This is a genomic window from Desertivirga arenae (genome assembly GCF_017355785.1).
Classification (GTDB): domain Bacteria; phylum Bacteroidota; class Bacteroidia; order Sphingobacteriales; family Sphingobacteriaceae; genus Desertivirga; species Desertivirga arenae.
Window position 1 is genome coordinate 204,542 of the sequence record NZ_JAFEWE010000005.1, and the last position, 16,970, is coordinate 221,511.

11 protein-coding genes and 2 tRNA genes are annotated in these 16,970 nt (G+C 39.9%); 4 read left to right on the forward strand and 9 right to left on the reverse strand.

What is annotated here, in order from left to right:
* Positions 1-107 precede the first annotated feature (107 nt).
* Complete coding sequence (locus J4N24_RS12730) at positions 108-272, forward strand: hypothetical protein (RefSeq protein ID WP_207534073.1); 165 nt, start codon at positions 108-110, stop codon at positions 270-272.
* Positions 273-315: 43 nt separating this feature from the next.
* Here J4N24_RS12730 and J4N24_RS12735 read toward each other — a convergent pair whose 3' ends face one another.
* From J4N24_RS12735 to J4N24_RS12775, 9 genes are all read right to left on the reverse strand, one after another.
* Positions 316-1,260 carry a DUF6929 family protein gene (locus J4N24_RS12735; protein ID WP_207534074.1) on the reverse strand — a complete coding sequence of 315 codons (945 nt, stop codon included), beginning with the start codon at positions 1,258-1,260 and terminating at the stop codon, positions 316-318.
* A 63-nt stretch (positions 1,261-1,323) separates the two neighbouring features.
* Positions 1,324-1,821, reverse strand: coding sequence for a pyridoxamine 5'-phosphate oxidase family protein (locus tag J4N24_RS12740; protein WP_207534075.1), 498 nt, complete (start codon positions 1,819-1,821; stop codon positions 1,324-1,326).
* A gap of 45 nt (positions 1,822-1,866) precedes the next feature.
* Entirely contained in the window at positions 1,867-2,463 is a 597-nt protein-coding gene (locus J4N24_RS12745; RefSeq protein WP_207534076.1) for a DNA-3-methyladenine glycosylase, read from the reverse strand.
* A gap of 11 nt (positions 2,464-2,474) precedes the next feature.
* Entirely contained in the window at positions 2,475-3,944 is a 1,470-nt protein-coding gene (locus tag J4N24_RS12750) for an RtcB family protein (RefSeq protein ID WP_242691609.1), read from the reverse strand.
* A gap of 3 nt (positions 3,945-3,947) precedes the next feature.
* Positions 3,948-4,310 carry a cupin domain-containing protein gene (locus J4N24_RS12755; protein WP_207534077.1) on the reverse strand — a complete coding sequence of 121 codons (363 nt, stop codon included), beginning with the start codon at positions 4,308-4,310 and terminating at the stop codon, positions 3,948-3,950.
* 161 nt (positions 4,311-4,471) lie between these two features.
* Entirely contained in the window at positions 4,472-5,476 is a 1,005-nt protein-coding gene (locus tag J4N24_RS12760; protein ID WP_207534078.1) for a PorP/SprF family type IX secretion system membrane protein, read from the reverse strand.
* 2 nt (positions 5,477-5,478) lie between these two features.
* On the reverse strand, positions 5,479-12,174 hold the full coding sequence (locus tag J4N24_RS12765) for a PKD domain-containing protein (RefSeq protein ID WP_207534079.1): 6,696 nt from the start codon (positions 12,172-12,174) through the stop codon (positions 5,479-5,481).
* Positions 12,175-12,867: 693 nt separating this feature from the next.
* Positions 12,868-13,461 (reverse strand): DUF502 domain-containing protein, encoded by a 594-nt coding sequence (locus tag J4N24_RS12770; RefSeq protein WP_207534080.1) that lies wholly within the window; start codon positions 13,459-13,461, stop codon positions 12,868-12,870.
* Between the two features lie 62 nt (positions 13,462-13,523).
* Positions 13,524-15,992, reverse strand: a complete 2,469-nt coding sequence (locus J4N24_RS12775; protein WP_207534081.1) for a bifunctional UDP-N-acetylmuramoyl-tripeptide:D-alanyl-D-alanine ligase/alanine racemase — start codon at positions 15,990-15,992, stop codon at positions 13,524-13,526.
* A 63-nt stretch (positions 15,993-16,055) separates the two neighbouring features.
* On the opposite strand from J4N24_RS12775, the gene J4N24_RS12780 reads away from it, so the two are divergent.
* The 3 genes from J4N24_RS12780 to J4N24_RS12790 all read left to right on the forward strand — a co-directional run bounded on the left by J4N24_RS12780 (position 16,056) and on the right by J4N24_RS12790 (position 16,866).
* Positions 16,056-16,529 (forward strand): regulatory protein RecX, encoded by a 474-nt coding sequence (locus tag J4N24_RS12780; protein ID WP_207534082.1) that lies wholly within the window; start codon positions 16,056-16,058, stop codon positions 16,527-16,529.
* Positions 16,530-16,632: 103 nt separating this feature from the next.
* A tRNA-Gly gene (locus tag J4N24_RS12785) sits at positions 16,633-16,705 on the forward strand.
* 72 nt (positions 16,706-16,777) lie between these two features.
* Positions 16,778-16,866, forward strand: a tRNA-Leu gene (locus tag J4N24_RS12790).
* Positions 16,867-16,970: the final 104 nt, after the last annotated feature.

Here is a 16,970-nt window from a genome sequence, read left to right on the forward strand (position 1 = left end):
AAAGCTACCTTGAAGGTGGCTTTTCTTGTTCAAACTAAAACATAAACACTTTCATATTTTGTCAAACCTATTACCAAAGCATAGTGTTTCTAAATAAAAATGTATCTATGGCAAATTTCAAATTCGGAGACCGAGTTAAAGCAAACGATGGCCGGGAAGCCATTGTTCAGGAAGATCAGGAAGCAGGATCAACTGATGTTAAGTTAATGTTTGAAGGAGATGATTTTGCTCATGTAGCTAAAGAATCAGAGCTTCAGAAAATAGAAGAATAAAATGATTAAAAAACGGCTGTCATGTTCACCATGACGGCCTCTCCTAAAACTTCAACCTAACTTTATATAGGATACTCCTTCCATCGTCGTTATCGGCAACAAGATAAATAATAAAGCCACCCTTTACTCTTCCTCCTACCGCCACAGATTCTATTTTTATATTTTTAAATACGGGATCTATAGCTGTAAAAGGCAAAAAACCGTTGATACTTAAGGAATCCGAATCTGCTTTTTTAGAGATGTCTGTGATAATTGCAAGAGCTCCATTGCCTATTTTGCCATCTGCAGAAGCGCTTGCGGTTGCTTCAGAAGAAAGTGTAATAAACATCATATCCTTTTTCCTATAATAGTCCAGCCCTGAAATTCCTAGGGTACTATCAGTAAGCGCCAGGGGGATTACCTTAATAGGCTGTTGGGAAGTCAGAGAAATTTTATTTTCCAACCTGATCAAATAATTTCTTTTTTGACTTAAGTTACTCCGGTTTGCCAGGAACAAATAATTTTTTACGAAAGCCGCTCCTTCGATATTTACTTCGGCCACACCTTTTTTAGTAATGATACTATACAAGGGCAACAAACTTGTTTTATCAAATTTCCTGCTCCTTAAATTGAACTTAAATAAAGTATCACGGTAGGGAGAAACACTACCCGAGCTTATAAGAAACAGTTCCTTTTTATTTTCAGATTGAAGAAAGTCACCCGCTTCTATATCTGCCTTAAAAGATTTCCTTTGTCTCGAACTTTTCCCCGGAAAAAGAACAATACTCTTCTTCACAGTAAAGGCAGTGTCTAAAATAAGAAGTTCCCTAGCATCATCCCCCATTAAATAAAGACTATCCTGATCAAATGTAAGCGATGAACCAGACGGATAATTTATGTCCTCAACTTTTAATAAGGTGCCTGTTATTGCCTTTAGACGTTCAACAGAGGGACCTCTGTTACATGATATCAGGATTAAAAGAACAATTATAAAACTGAATATTTTCATTTAGCATAAAAAAGAGGCTGTCTTATGATTTTTAATAGACAGCCTCCTTATGAATCAATATATCTATAACTTTATTTTCCCATGTTCACCATGATGCAACTCCTCATCAATTACAGGTGAAGATCCTAGTATTCCCATAAACCTAAGCATACCTTCATCGTGTTGGTTTATCCAGTACTCAATTTCATACGGCCTTACCTTAAGAAGAGCGAGGTCGGGCGTGTCCACCCCTTGAGGGAAAAAAGCCCTTGTAGCAGAATTGAACAGCTTTTCCATTTTAATGCGATCTTCTACCACTATAGCATTACCACTAACCACAACATAAGTATTATGCGTTGAATTAGAATAAGTAACTGATACTTTGTGCTCTGCCTCTACATCATCAACTTTTCCCGAATATTCATTGGTAAAAAACCAGATGTTACCATCCTCATCAACTTCAGTAGTAGCCATTGGCCTGGCCTTTATTTCATTACCATTATAAGTAGAAAGGATAGCGATATCTATACCGTCAATTAATTCCCTGAATTTCTTTATATTTTCATAATAGGTAGTTTCCATTTTATTTACGCTTTTTGATGAAAACAGTTCAGGAAAAAGATAGTTTCACCCACGACTAATAAAGCTGCTGCCGCGGATATAAAACCTCCAAGGAATACTTCTATAAGGTTCTGCTATATTTAAACCTATCCTTGGAGCAGCTATAATTTCCTCTGCTTTATAACTCCGGCCTTTATCCTCCAACCATAACTGCCCTCCCTGAAGAGAAATTCCATTGTGACTTTTAGTTAATCCCATAGCCTTTGCCAATGCACCCGGCCCTTTACATAACTTCCTGTCATCGTTAACTATCTGTCGTCTATCCCGCATTATCTCAATTCCTTCAACAGGCTCGAGTGCCCTTATGAGTACAGCATGGGAACTATTTTCTGCTCCGGTTACTATATTGAGCATGTTGTGGATTCCATAGCAGATATACATATAAGCCACCCCACCCTTCGCATACATTATCTCATTACGGGGGGTACGGCGATCATTATAAGCGTGAGACCCCAGATCTTCAGGACCTTTATAAGCTTCTGTTTCAACAATAATACCGGCTGTTAACTGCCCATTGATATCTGTGCAAAGGACCTTTCCTAATAGTTCAGAAGCAATTAATACAACGTTTTCTCTTTGATAAAACTCACTTGCTATTTTCATTAATAGAATAACTAATCTTCCGGACGTTCTTTAGGATTGGCCATTTTAACGATACGTGGTTGAAATTCGGCCAGGACTTCTACAAGGTCTACTTGAGCTGCCATTACTGAATGAATATCTTTATAAACCATTGGGGCTTCATCTAAGTCTGAGCCGATTAAAGTTATATTCTTACTTCTCAATTCCGCCTCAACCAGATCTCTTTTTAATGTTTTGAATGCTACATTTCTACTCATCAGCCGTCCAGCACCATGAGAGGCAGAGTTGATGGATTCTTCATTACCTTTGCCTCTTACTACAAATCCTGGCGTGCTCATCGATCCGGGAATAATACCAAGAACTCCCTTTCCTGCTGGAGTTGCCCCTTTTCTGTGAACCATCACTTCGGTTCCATCAAGCAACTGCTCTTTCCACGCAAAATTGTGGTGATTTTCAATTCTAAGAACCGGATCAAGTCCAAGTGCCATGGCTATCTTATTATGAATTTCATGGTGGTTAGCAGAAGCATAATCACCCGCCAGGTTCATAGCAATCCAATACTCCTGCCCCTCTTCAGAGTTCAAATCAAGCCAGGCAAGATGTTTAGCTTCCTTAGGCAACGTAACCTTTTTCATCGCAAGTGATGAATAATGGTTTGCGACATTCCCCCCGAATCCTCGCGATCCAGAGTGGGAAAGCAGAGCCAGGTACCTGCCTTCCGGCACTCCCTCCAACTCTCCCTGAGGGATATTTAGTTCACCCCATTCTACGAAATGATTGCCAGTGCCCGAAGTGCCCAATTGTGCATATGCTTTATCCCGTAAAGAGCGGATAAGCGCGGTTTCCTTCCACTCCTTTTTGTCAAATAAACTAGTATCAAAATGCTTTTTCGTAGTGCCACCCATTCCAAAAACTGTGTGCTCTTCCAGCATCCTTTTCAATTTATCTTTCTCATCATCTACGGTATAAGCAGGTAAATCAAATATACTCAAACACATTCGGCAGGCAATATCGACTCCCACAGCATAAGGAATTATCGTATTTGCTTCAGTTGCAAGCACACCTCCTATTGGTAAACCATACCCTTGATGAGCATCTGGCATGAGTGCTCCAGCTACGGAAACAGGCAGGCTAATTGCAGTGTTCATTTGTGCGAAAGCGCCTGCTTCAATATGTTCCCTTCCAAAAACCGGAAAATCCCTCATATTTGAGGACACCTCAGGTATTGTTTTTTCAAAGCGGGGCATTAATCCCTCTTTCTGAAGGCTAATTACTTTCTCAGCGAGATTCTTAAACTTACCGTGTTTCTGTCTTAAATAGGCTTCCGGATCTCGTACCAGTTGGTGCAAGTGCTGAAGAATTTCATCTTTGCCCATTACTTTGTGTTTCAGCAAACCATTTGAAACACGGATAAAAAGTTCGAAAGTCTCCTCCTTGTTTAAGCGCAGGTGCTCCAGGTCTTTATCAATTATCCTTTCTTCTTCTATATCAGTCTTACCCATGTATTATTCGTCCTCCCTGTTTACTGTATCAATGGAAAATGCGGGGACGCAAATACTCCAGTATTCACATTCCTCCTCGAAAGGATTACTATACCTCACCCTGGAGCCCTTTCTTACTAAAATGCTCTGTCCTGCTAATAGAACAATGGAATCTCCGTCCACCTCAATCTGCTTTTTACCTTTGTAAACTAATGTCCATTCGTCAAATTCAGGGGTTTGGAAAGGTTCGGACCATCCCGGAGGTGCTTCCATTCGTGCTATACTAATACCCTCTTCCTGAGAAGATATCCTGCCGAAATGTTCTTCGATTAACTTTCCTCCAGCTGCCGGAATTATTAGTGGGTTATTTTGAACAACATGTGCCATCTAGTATCTCTTCTGGTATAGATTAAATAACGCAACAAGCAGGATTGTTTATCGAAAATTAAAAACCCCACAGGCTTTGAAATTCCAAAACTTAAGGAACATCTCCAACTACTATGACAGAAAAGGTAAAATGAGAAAAGATAGTTCAGATAGTAAGTTGACTAGTAGAAATCATAACAACGCTTCCCATAATTATAACGTTCATTTGCATCACTGTTAGGAAAGGTAGTTTCCCAGGTAACTGCGCCTTCTGTGCTTCCACCTGTTTCACCGTACTTGAGTTTAGAAGCGGTAGCATCGTGACTAACGCCTACCCTTATTTTATCGTAAGAATCAGAACGGTCGAAAATATCAAGACTGATCGAGAATACAAAAGCGTCTTTTTGTTTATTCTCACCTCTGTACCACGCCCCAAGGTTAACCCTCCTGGTTTTAAACTGTAAGCCGGTACTCACGGAGTTTCGACCATATTGACGGTAATACACAACGGATGGGATTAACGCCGGACCATTAATATCATCATTATAGTCTAACGGGAAACGATAACTTGCATGCCCGTTAATTCTCATATCTAATACAGACCTTGCTCCAGAAAAAGATTCATTTGGTTTGTTGATGTGCTGAACGGAACCTCCAACCATAGCATTAAAGAACACCAGGTTCACTCCCGCACCAGAATCGAAATAAAACCGATTATTTTGAGAAGGCAAGTCTGCCTTGGTTGGACTGCCGACCGGGCCGTCCTCATTCAATTGATCATAAAAGACAGCCTTATTGTAATCAAATTTCAAATTACCTAAACCTGCCTGAACACCGAAAGACAGTACAGCATAATCCCATTCAACACTATACGAATAAATGCCTGATAAAGTATTTCTTTTAAGGTAAGTAGTTCCCTCACTGCTTCGTGTGGCTAATAGGCCAATCCCCCCTCCAAACTTCGGCACGTTATAGTCGACAGAGAATGATGAGTAATTAAGAGGGCCATAAATGGTGGTCCACTGCGAGCGGTGAATGAAATTTACTCTGAGACTTCCTGCAAACTGACCGTTTAATGATGGGTTCAGATAATTAGGTGCATTATAGAACTGAGAATAAATAGGGTCTTGCGCAAACACACCTAACTTTAATAAAATAAGAAAAATTACTATTAGAACCCTTTTCATCCTTATCTGATCAAAGTTACACTTCCATTTCGGATTTTCCGTCCTTTAGCTCCACCGTAACTCATCCCCTTCCATTCTGTCCCATCAGCAAAGCTTCCCGAAATCTCCCATACATAAACGCCCTGAGGTGCAGGGGCACCTTTAATAGAGCCGTCCCATCCTTCAAGAGGAGAACCTGTTTCATCTAATTTATTCGATTCCCAAAGCATTTCACCCCAGCGGTTGAAAACACGTATAGAATAAGTAGTAAGCCCCTGTGCTTTTGGCCGGAATGTTTGAAGTTCAGGATGAAGACTTCCTGGCTCGAAGGCATTTGGAACCTGCATATAGCACGGAATGGTTTCAACATTAACATATTTAATGATTGTTGAATCGCATCCATTATCATTACGAACGGTTAGTTTTACCTGATATCTTCCTATTGCCGGATACTTATGCGTTGGATTTTTTTCATACGAGATCTTTCCATCGCCAAAAGACCATGTATACCTTATAGCGTCAGAACTACTTCTGTTTATGAAATCAAAAGTAAAGTTAGGTGCTTTAATTACTGTATCAGGAGAAACAGCAAAATCTGCAACAGGTGGTCCTGACACATTAATGAATCGGGTGGCCGACTGCTGCATACAAGTTCCATACCTAATGGTAAGTGTTACGGGATAAGGTTTATTCCCATCCTGGTAGTTAAACACCTTTACAGGTTCCTTCAGTGACGATTGCCCGAGGATTCCGAAGTCCCATTCATAGCTCACATCATCTGGAGCCGTCGAAGTAAACTTGACGGTAACACTACGGCAGCCTGCATCTACAGATGGTTTAATTACTGGTTTTTGAAGATCGATCACTTTAAAAGGTTTGCGAAGTACATCCGTACATAACCCATTACTTACAGTCAATTGTACCCAGTGATCTCCGGTTCCAAAGGATCTATCAGCGGGAATAAGGCCAGTTTGTACAGGCCCCTCATCATACTCCCATTTGTAGGTCGTAGCACCTAGAGAAGAGTTTTGCAATACTTTTAACACCAAAGACCCATTACACCCCAGCTCACTTTGAAGGGTAAATGATGCTGTTGGTTTTGGATAGGTGGATATAGCAATTTCTGGACTCTCAGCATTACCACAATTATCATTTAACACCCGGAGCTTCAGCTTGTACACCTTATTAGGGGTCTGTAAAGGAGGAATTTGTGGATCCGTTCCCGTAGCTATTACTACTCCATCAAGAATCCATTCGTAGGCATCCGCATTTTTAGATTTATTGTTGACCTTGACCTCTAGCGGAACACAGCCAGCCTGGGCCGATATTAATTGGAAATCTGCTACTGGAAGAGGTTTGTAAGTAATATATTTAGTCACGGTTTCAGCACAACCTGTAAGAAGATTGGTAACTGTTAATTGAACTTTATCGGTGTACGGGAAAGTAGACCCGGAATAGCTAAATAACTTTCCCCCCAGATCTCTGGTATTGCCTAAAAACTCAGTATCGTTTCTTGTCCAGAAATACTTCAATGCACCAGCTTCAGCCGAAGTTGTTTTATTCTCAAAACTTAAAATTGCAGAGCTTCCACAAATAAATTCCGACGAAGGTATAAAATCTACTTTAGGCCCAGAGGTAACCGTAATTTGCTGACTTTCTGTTGAGATACAACCTTCACTATTGTAGGCTGTCATTTTTACTGTATATGTTCCCGCCTTTGTATAAATATGTTCAGAAGTATTTCCAGTAGTTACGTTAGAAAGGTCCCCTTGGTCTCCAAAATCCCATTCTACAGCTTTCGCATTGGTGGAAGTTGATTGAACGGTTAGCTTATAAGGCTTACAATTAATACTTCCTGCTGTTGTTACAAAGGAAGCAACAGATAATGAAGTAATTGTTACCTGTTGGCTATAAACATCAGAACAAATTTCCATAAATGGTGAAGACCGCTGTGCTTTTAAAGTAATAGTATACGTACCAGGATTAGCATAAGAGAAGTCTGGGTTAGGACTGCTAATAAACATACCATTCCCATAGAAATCCCAACTGTATGCCACTCCCACTTGGGAGCTTTTCTCAATACCAATTTTCTCCCCCACACAATAAATGTCCTTTTGCAACTTGAAAAGGGCCTTAGGCGATTCATTTACAACTATCACTAACTCCCTCTCATCTGTTGAACAATCATCCTTCACCTTGAGCTTAACGTGATACGTACCAGCATTTAAGAACGTGTGCGGTTTATTAATTTCTGTTGCTACGGTATACTCTATATCTGTCCCATCATTAAAGTCCCACTCATAGCCTTTCCCATTGAAGCTCTTATTATTAGAAAACTTTACTGTAAATGGAGCACAACCGATTTGCCTGTCAGATTCCAGTATCGCTGTCACAGTTTTAGGGTACACAGTAACATCGAAGCTCATCTCGTCCTCACCACAGGCATTACTGACCTTAAGCTTTACCGTAAATGTCTTAGTTTGAGTAACATCAAATTTATAAGTCTCAATATCTCTAAAATCCTGTGTTTTCTTTTCTTCAACAACAGTGTTTCCCAGCATCACCTTTATTGTATAATCTGTAGGGATGAATGCAGAAACTTTTGATTCATTTTTGAAAGTTACCGGAAGTATAGCGCAGCCATACAACTTGTCAGGGACGAACACGGCCTTAGGCTTTGCGTAGACTACGATATCTTCGCTTTTATCAGAGATACTGCAATTGAATCCATCACTTACGGTTAGCTTAATTTTATGAACTGCGTCTTCGAAGGATCGGAGTTGAGTAAGTTTACTAGCGGGAATTGTGATATCCTTAGCGTTACTATAAAACTGTCCATCTAACTCCCACTTATAGATTATTCCCTCAACTCCGGTAGACGTGTTAATGATTTTAACATCCAAAGGATTACACCCTTTACTCTTATCATCTTCAAATTTGAAGTCGGCCACCAGTTTAGGTAGAATATTTATCTTCACCTCTGAAAACATTGGAGGGCAGCTATTATCATTACTTGTAAATGTCCAGCGGAAGGTATAAGAAGTTCCAGCGGCAAAACTGTTTACAAACGCTTTTGGATCTGTCTTATCAAAAAAGCCATTGAGGGCAGGGCTTACTGACCATTCTCCTTTGAAACCCTGAGGGGCAGGATTCGCATTTAGCCTGAAACTAAGTGGGGGAGTACAGAAGTTTTGGTTAACTCCTGCATTAGGAGCCGTACCAGGTTTAACAACTATCGAATAATCTATAGGTAGTCCATAACACGTCACGTTGCCATAATTATATATAGGAGTAATAGTGAATTTGGTTGTTAGGTTATCCGGTCCTGAGTTAGCTGTCGAAATAAGTGGAATCTTAGGATCTGTGCCCGAGATTAGGTCTGTGCCCTTGCTTGAGGGATCAACAACTCTAAGGTAAGTTATAGATGCTCCATCAGGAAGACTTCCCGCATCTGTTAAAGGGGAAAAGGGTTCGATTTTCTCACCACTACATACCACGCTGGGTAACGGACTACCCGAAATACTAATAGCTGGGAGGATATGATATTTCACCTCCACCGGTTCTCCGGTACAGATGATACCACTTCCATAATCGTACATGGGAGTAACTACTACTTTTACTGCTTGTGGTACTTTGGAAGTATTAATAAAAGTGGCGAAGGATGGTATAGCAGGAGTAGTTTTAATTCCATTGATGCTAGAGTTATTCGAGTATGGAGAATCAGAACTAAGGTTGAATTTTGTAATAGCACCCGGTTGCGGTATCACAAGAAGGTCAACAGCAGGGGTTGCCGAACTATTACATAAATAAAACTCAGTTTTTGCTACCTTTAATTCTGGTTTTTTTCGAACCGTGATAGTTAAAACATTAGAAAGCGCTTCACACGAGTTTTCAATTGCTCTGATTTGTACATCTGTGGTTTTCGCTAGACCGATAAGATCTAAAATAGAGGATGACAATGATTGTTCCGCCGACCAATCTTCTCCAATTTCCCTTTTTCTCCAATAGTATGTGGCATTTGAATTATAGCCCGTCAATTCCAGTTGCAGATTATCCCCAGCGCAAATGCTGGCGGCACCATTGTTTTTGACAGTTAAAGTTCCAAGAGATGGAATTGGCTTCACGACTACTGATAATTCATTCGAGCCAAACTCCGTACTTCCACAAGAAATTCCTCCACCTACTACCACTGCCTGAAATGTTGTGTTCTTGTTTATTACAGTGGTGAAAGTACTTGTTGTATGGTTTATTATTGTCCAATTTGAAGCTCCGGCCTCCTTAGATTTCCAGTGTTTGATAACTCCATTATACCCGTCTAAGGTAAGGGTAACCTCAGAACCTGCACAAGGATCCTCAGGACCCTTACTTAAGGTTCCAGATTTGGGGGCAGGGTAGATCGTTATAGTAATATAGGCGGCCTCCTGACATTCAATTTTACTTAAATTAGCTACCCCCCAGCGGAACTTATATACTGCAGGTCCAGGACCTACTGCCTTCAAACCATTTACCGTACAACTAGCGGAACTTGAATTGCTAATTGCAGCAGAAACAGCATTTGTTGCACCCCCAGGAGCTTCAACGCACAGCCAATTCCCTATTTGTCCAGCTAACACCGGGCTTCCTATAAGCTTGATAGATCTTGGAACTGGGTTAGTTAGATCAAAGCCACAAATTTCTGCATCATTACTACCTAATCCTTCTAACGGATCTATAACAGCAGTTACAATAAAACCTTCTCCCACCTCTATCTTTTTCGTAGTAGATTGACCTGGGTTAGCACATTCGTTGCCATGTGTAACTCTCAAAACATATTTACCCGACTTCTTTATGTTAAGTTCCGGCTGTCGAACATTATCACCATTCGGAAAATCGTAAATAGTTGATGGATTAATTATTGCAGTAAGATCCTCATTAAGCAATTCCCACTTGTACGTTGGAGTATTTGAGAACCCATTGATGTCCAACTCCATCTCGGCAGGATCAATTAAAGAGGGTTTACACAATACCAAATTACCTTTCTTGAAACTAACTGTCAGTTCATTAAGGGAAGATGAGATAGTAAGCACCTTAACTGCTTTAATCATCCCACAATTTTGCAGATTTCCAACACTCAACCTTATCTTATATAATCCGGGCTTGTTAAACTTAATCTGCGAATTGGCACTGGTTGGAGATCCAACAAAAGTATAGGCATTTGGATCAGCCGGAGAATCCGAGGAATTGTTGTTCAACACTTCCCACTGATAAGAAACAGGCATACAAATACCAGCAAGAGGGGTTGTACTTTCTAGTTTAACAATAGCTCCAGCACAGTAGTTGTTCGTGGTAATGTTGAAATCAGGCTCGGGTTTAGCCGATACACAAAAATCATATTTTCTTTGAGCAGTACAGGCTCCGGTGGTTCCTACTAACAAAATTTCATGCTGCCCAGGAGTTAAGAATGTGTATTTAAAAGGTTTTACTACACGGTTTTTGCTTATATCAATTTCGGCAGCTTCAGAACTCCCATCCACGTACCAATAATAGATTGTTGGTGCATCGCAATTCGTCCCACCATCTGGATTTTCACCCGGCTCGCTTAGGTTATCGAAGGTGAGCTCATTGCCTACACAAAGACCGTTGGTAGGTACTTTGTAATTGACTATTGGAGGTTTACTTACCTTCGCTGCTTTAACAGTTGGAGTTGGTTCACAAAACGGACTTGTTCCCAAGATCTCTACCTTGTAGCTATTTGCAAATTTTTGTCCATCAACCCAAAAATCCTTTCCGCAAGAAGACGTATTTTCAGCATAAACATGTGGGATAATACCATCTGAGGCAAAATCGCAAATGGTATACTGTTCTATAGTTTCATCTCCCCAGTTTACCCGGTAAGTGTAGCCAGGGTAGTTCTCCAATACCGATTGATCACCATCTTTGGTAAATACTAGCTTAAACGGCTCCCTTTTACATTCGTTAGCAGGAATAAGATTTACTGCAAAATTACGTCGGCAATTCAAGATGAGATAACTTTTTATTGAGGTAGAGCCATTAGAAGGGTTCGTTGCAGTAAAAACGGCTGTATAGTATCCTTTTCCAACGGGAAGATTAAACTGACCATTAGAAAATTCAATACTTTTAACTTCCTTAAGTTCGCTGTCATATACCTTTCCGGTAACTTGGGTGCTACCGATAGCATTTATTAAAAGTAAGCTAGCATTATTCCTATAGTCGCAAAAGCCAAAGGCTGGAATTGAACCAGATGTTTTATCGATACAATCAATATCGATAGTTGCAGGGGCGCCACCAATTACACCAAAAGATGCTCCTCCTGCTACATTAGCTTCTTTCGCTGGAGATGTAGATCGGACTTTTAATTTATAATTTGATCCTGCGGTTGCGAGAACAGAGCCATTTATAAAAGTTGTGAAATGGCTTGCCACGGTACCGATCACTTTTTCCTTACCCGCCCCAAAAGTTCCATCTGCACCTGAAATAACAAGCTCAAATTGGTTACCAAGAGCGAAACATCCCGTAACTTTAATAGGAACAGAAATCTGGCCACCATTAACAAAAACACCCGTGCCCTTATCAAACTCCCCTACCTCCAGTGTCTGTCCCTGCACCATCAAAGACAAAAACATGAATAAGCCACACAACAAAGTGTAAAAGGCGCCGTTAGGTTTAATAAAGCAATGCGAAAATAAAAGGTAAAAAGCCTTCAATCTAAAATCTTTCAAATTATTCAAATCTATTGCAGCAAGGTATCTTTTGAAGATACTTCTCAGCTAATAATAAGATCTGCCCCTCAGATCATCATACAATAGCAATTACCTGAATCTTGGTAAATGCTCTAAAATCTCATCAATATTTAAACTTGTTGTTCGAAGGAACAAACAAGAGGGAAAAATATGAAATTCATACGGTTTATTAAAGCACTATCTTTCATTTACTTCCAACATCCATAATGCCATCAATTACTCCTAGTATATCAGCATATAGATTGCTAAAGATCAAGTGCCTTGTAAAGTCGACAAACTTGATTTGTAACTTCATATTTTCCCTGAAATTATTAACAAAATAACGGCAAAATCTGAATTAGCAGCAGACCCAGCCAGGAATAGAAGGCAGTACTTATTGAAGCTGCAAATTCAATATCTTAAAGCTAAAAGTGTATAGGAAATTGCTTCGGCGTTAATTAAACTTATAATTAATACACCTGATAGCTAACACTCTCACAACACCCTAAAGTTTTTCCTAAAATTTTACTAAAAAATTAATCCTCAGCAACCTTCCAAATTAAAAATCCGTTTAATAAGTACAAAATGAATAAGCATGATAATAGAAATCACAGTCACTCTTTTCCTTGTAGCTTACCTTTGGATGGGTTATGAATTTGCCACTGCGCCAGTGTTAAAAGACGAGGAAAATCTCTAGTCAATACCACTTACTCCTCCAGAAACAACAAACTTCATAGCCTCACTGGCCGACATGTTTAGATGTTTCACTTTGCTGGAATGAACAATATAAAGCTGGCCTGCGAAGGAATAGGAAAAAGGGAAGTATACAGCAACTTCACCGGGCAGGTTAATCTTCGTCAGATCCTTACTAGTAACGAAACCAATTTGTTTAAGGCCGTTTTCATTCAGCTCAACCAACACCGGTTCATTAAACTTTTTCTCATCCCCAACGAATGCTTCAGTCAAATCCTTTATAGAGGTATAAAGGAAGTTGAACAACGGAAGTTTTTGAAGCCAACGGTTTATCCAAACTTTAATGGGATCAGTGATAAGATTGGTGACAACTATACCAGCAAATAGGATAATTATAACTACAGTTAGAATTCCCAAACCTGGGATATAGATCGGCTTTCCAGTTTCAGGATCTATCCAGAGTGAACTTAGATTAAGAGAGTTATCAATGGATGATACAGCCCAATAAATCAAAAAAATAGCAGCAGCGAAAGGAACCACTACTAATAAACCTTTTATAAAGTAGGTAAAGAGTACTCTGAATAATTTATTCATTTGAAATACCAGATGTAAAATCAGCAAAGCTGGAAAGCACCAAAAGTACTTATTGACAATGGCTATTCGTAAAAATAAATTCTTTTTACCCTTTCTGACACTCCGGTTAGCACCTCATAAGGAATAGTTTCCAGCTGACTGGCAATATCCTCAACCCGAACAACTTCGTTAAAAACAATCACCTCATCACCCTCGGCTGCGCTTATCCCCGTTATATTCAGCATGCACATGTCCATACAAATATTTCCGATCGTAGGCACTACCTGTCCGTTCACCATCATCTTACCATTACCGTTACCTAACCTTCTGTTATATCCATCGGCATAACCTATTTTCACAGTTGCGATTTTTCCATCTGTTCGGAGTATACCCCTTCTGTTATATCCTACCGAGTCGCCTGCCTGCAATTCTTTTATTTGAGAGATGCTTGTTTTTAATACTGTAACAGTCTCCAACGGAGACCTCCTATTCTTGTAAGAGCTATCGAATCCATACAATCCTATCCCCAATCTCACCATATCCATTTGCGCTTCGGGGTGACGACTAATTCCGGAGGTATTGGAGATATGCCTTATGAAAGAATACTGAAGGGCGCTTTCCAGCTGTCCCGTCATGTAAGTAAAATCTGCCAATTGATTCTTCGTAAAATCATCAGAGGCCGGATCTTCACTGGCAACCAGGTGAGAAAAAGCACTGACAATTTTAAGATAAGAACAGCCCGTTAACTCCTCCACCAGGGCTGTAGTATCTGAAAGCATAAAGCCTAATCTATGCATACCCGTATCAAGCTTAATATGAACAGGGTAGTTTTCAATCCCTTTTAATTTAAGCACATTAACGAAATCGCGTAGCACCCGGAAGCTGTATATCTCGGGTTCCAACCCGTGTTCAACCATCACATCAAACCCCAGCACATCGGGATTCATTACCATGATCGGCAATGTAATTCCGGCCTTTCTTAATGTAACTCCCTCGTCAGCGTAAGCAACTGCTAAATAATCCACCTTGTTAAACTGAAGAAGATTAGCAATTTCAAAGCTTCCACTGCCATAGGAAAAGGCTTTTACCATAACCATCAATTTTACGCCGGGCTTCAATTGTGATTTATAATAGTTGAGATTATTTTCCAGGGCATTTAAATTTATTTCTAATACAGTCTCATGAACTTTGTGAGTAAGCATCTTGCTTACTTTTTCAAATTCAAAGCTTCTCGCACCCTTCAGTAGAATGGTCTCGTTGAACAGTTTCAGCTCTTCAAGATGATTCAAAAGGTTATTCGTACTCTCAAAAAATACAGTATCCTGTTTAAACTTCCCGGCATGCTGACCGATCTCTTTACCCACGCCAATCAGACGGTCGACTCCTTTACTGTCAAGTAGCTGTGCAATGCGCTCATACAGATCCTCATGATCTACTCCTGCCTCAAGTATATCAGACAGGATTACTGTCCTTTTCAAGTGCTGATTTTGTTGCTTAAGAAAATCAAGTGCGATTGCAAGTGAGGATATATCCGCACTGTAGGAATCATCTATAATTGAACAATTGTTAATCCCGTTTTTCAGTTCGAGACGCATTTTAACAGGTTGAAGTTTTTCCAGCCGTTTATCCGCATCCTCGGGCAGATACCCTAGAGCAAGCATAGTCGCCCAGCAAATAATAGCATTTTCAACCGAAGCCGCATCAATGAAGGGAACCACACACTGTACATCCCTGTCGTGGAAAAAGCCGCGAAGGAATAGGTATTTTTCCTCTAAAACCTCCTCGTCAGTAATCTTTAAATCAGCGGGAGAATTCCAGGCCCATGTAAATTGCTTTTTGCCGGGAATAGTTTTTGTATACCCTTCTAAATATTTCGGGGAGTAGATAAAAAGATCTACATTTTTAAATAATTCTAGTTTTTCCTCAATTTTCTCAATGCGGTTAGCAAATCCTTCATTATGAGCCTCTCCAATATTTGTTAAAACTCCGATGGTAGGCTTTATAATACTTTCTAAAGAAGCCATCTCTCCAACCTTCGAAACACCAGCCTCAAATAGCCCCAGAGTTTGCTCTTCAGTCATGGACCAGACAGAAAGTGGCACTCCTATCTGTGAATTATAACTTTTAGGACTACGCACAATATTTTTTTCAGGAGCAAGCAATTGATACAACCATTCTTTCACGATAGTTTTCCCGTTACTACCAGTTATGCCAATTACAGGATAGGAAAATTGTTGGCGATGAGCGGCAGTAAGTTCTTGCAATGCAATAGTTGTATCGGCGACCAAAAGAAAATTCGCATCTCTGCATCTTTTCAGCATACTGGTCTCTGAAGATACAACAAAGTTCCTAACACCCGCTTCGTAGACTTCTGCAATGAAGTCATGACCGTCCCTTCTTCCCCTTAGGGCAAAGAATAGTGTAGTTTCAACATCAACAAGCTTCCTGCTGTCGAAAGAAATATTTCGTATACCTGCATCTGCGGAACTAATAAAATCCTTAGCCTTAATAATTTGAGATACTTCTGTTATCGAATATAATTTATGCTGCATTGGCCGCTAATTTCTTTATTTTTTTAGTATTTGGTGCTAATTTTACCAATTAGAATTCTTGTTGTGAAATCAGAAAAAATCAGGCCATTGGATAAGAAGGACGCACTCTTGAAGGTAGAACACTTTTGTGCCTACCAGGAGCGGTCGCATCAGGAAGTCCGGGATAAGCTCTATTCTTACGGCTTGATAACTCCAGATGTTGAGGAGTTGATTTCACAGTTGATTGAAAATAACTTTCTGAATGAAGAACGTTTTGCTATTGCTTATGCAAACGGAAAATTCAGAATGAAAGGCTGGGGTAAATTAAAGATTAAACAGGGACTTAAATTGAAACACGTGTCACCTAAGTTAATTGAACTTGCTTTAAGGCAGCTTCAGGAAGATGAATATTTAGGTAAACTGAAGGATATTCTTGAAAAAAAAGACGCTCTATTGAAAGAACCTAATACTTTCCACCGGAAACAAAAGCTTATTAACTTCGCTCTTTCCAAAGGGTATGAAAAAGATCTCATACTGGACTTATTGACTATCAAATAATTACCGGTTTTTTTAAAAAAATATCAAAAAAATATTGACAGAAGTGCATTTCTGTCTATATTTGCATCACCAAAACGCAAGAGCAATAGGCTCAAAACAAAATGCGAAAGTAGCTCAGTTGGTAGAGCACAACCTTGCCAAGGTTGGGGTCGCGAGTTCGAATCTCGTCTTTCGCTCTAGAATCCCTTCTCAAACGAGAAGGGATTTAAATTTTAAAAAGGTTCTATTCTCTTTATTGAGAAATACCTGCTCGGGTGGTGGAACTGGTAGACACGCAGGACTTAAAATCCTGTGACCCTTAAAGGTCGTGCGGGTTCGATTCCCGCCCCGAGTACCAGTAGAACGGGAAAGTTTGATAAAACAAGCTTTCCCGTTTTTATTTTAAACGCCTTTTCATTTCTCCTGGCAGTAAATTGGAATTCTTGTGTGTGTGTATAAAAG

Bases quoted from the DNA above. Each gene is read 5' to 3' on its own strand.
- J4N24_RS12745 (WP_207534076.1), bottom strand. From the start codon at position 2,463: ATGAAAATAGCAAGTGAGTTTTATCAAAGAGAAAACGTTGTATTAATT.
- J4N24_RS12730 (WP_207534073.1), top strand. From the start codon at position 108: ATGGCAAATTTCAAATTCGGAGACCGAGTTAAAGCAAACGATGGCCGG.
- J4N24_RS12775 (WP_207534081.1), bottom strand. From the start codon at position 15,992: ATGCAGCATAAATTATATTCGATAACAGAAGTATCTCAAATTATTAAG.
- J4N24_RS12755 (WP_207534077.1), bottom strand. From the start codon at position 4,310: ATGGCACATGTTGTTCAAAATAACCCACTAATAATTCCGGCAGCTGGA.
- J4N24_RS12750 (WP_242691609.1), bottom strand. From the start codon at position 3,944: ATGGGTAAGACTGATATAGAAGAAGAAAGGATAATTGATAAAGACCTG.
- J4N24_RS12760 (WP_207534078.1), bottom strand. From the start codon at position 5,476: ATGAAAAGGGTTCTAATAGTAATTTTTCTTATTTTATTAAAGTTAGGT.
- J4N24_RS12735 (WP_207534074.1), bottom strand. From the start codon at position 1,260: ATGAAAATATTCAGTTTTATAATTGTTCTTTTAATCCTGATATCATGT.
- J4N24_RS12740 (WP_207534075.1), bottom strand. From the start codon at position 1,821: ATGGAAACTACCTATTATGAAAATATAAAGAAATTCAGGGAATTAATT.
- J4N24_RS12770 (WP_207534080.1), bottom strand. From the start codon at position 13,461: ATGAATAAATTATTCAGAGTACTCTTTACCTACTTTATAAAAGGTTTA.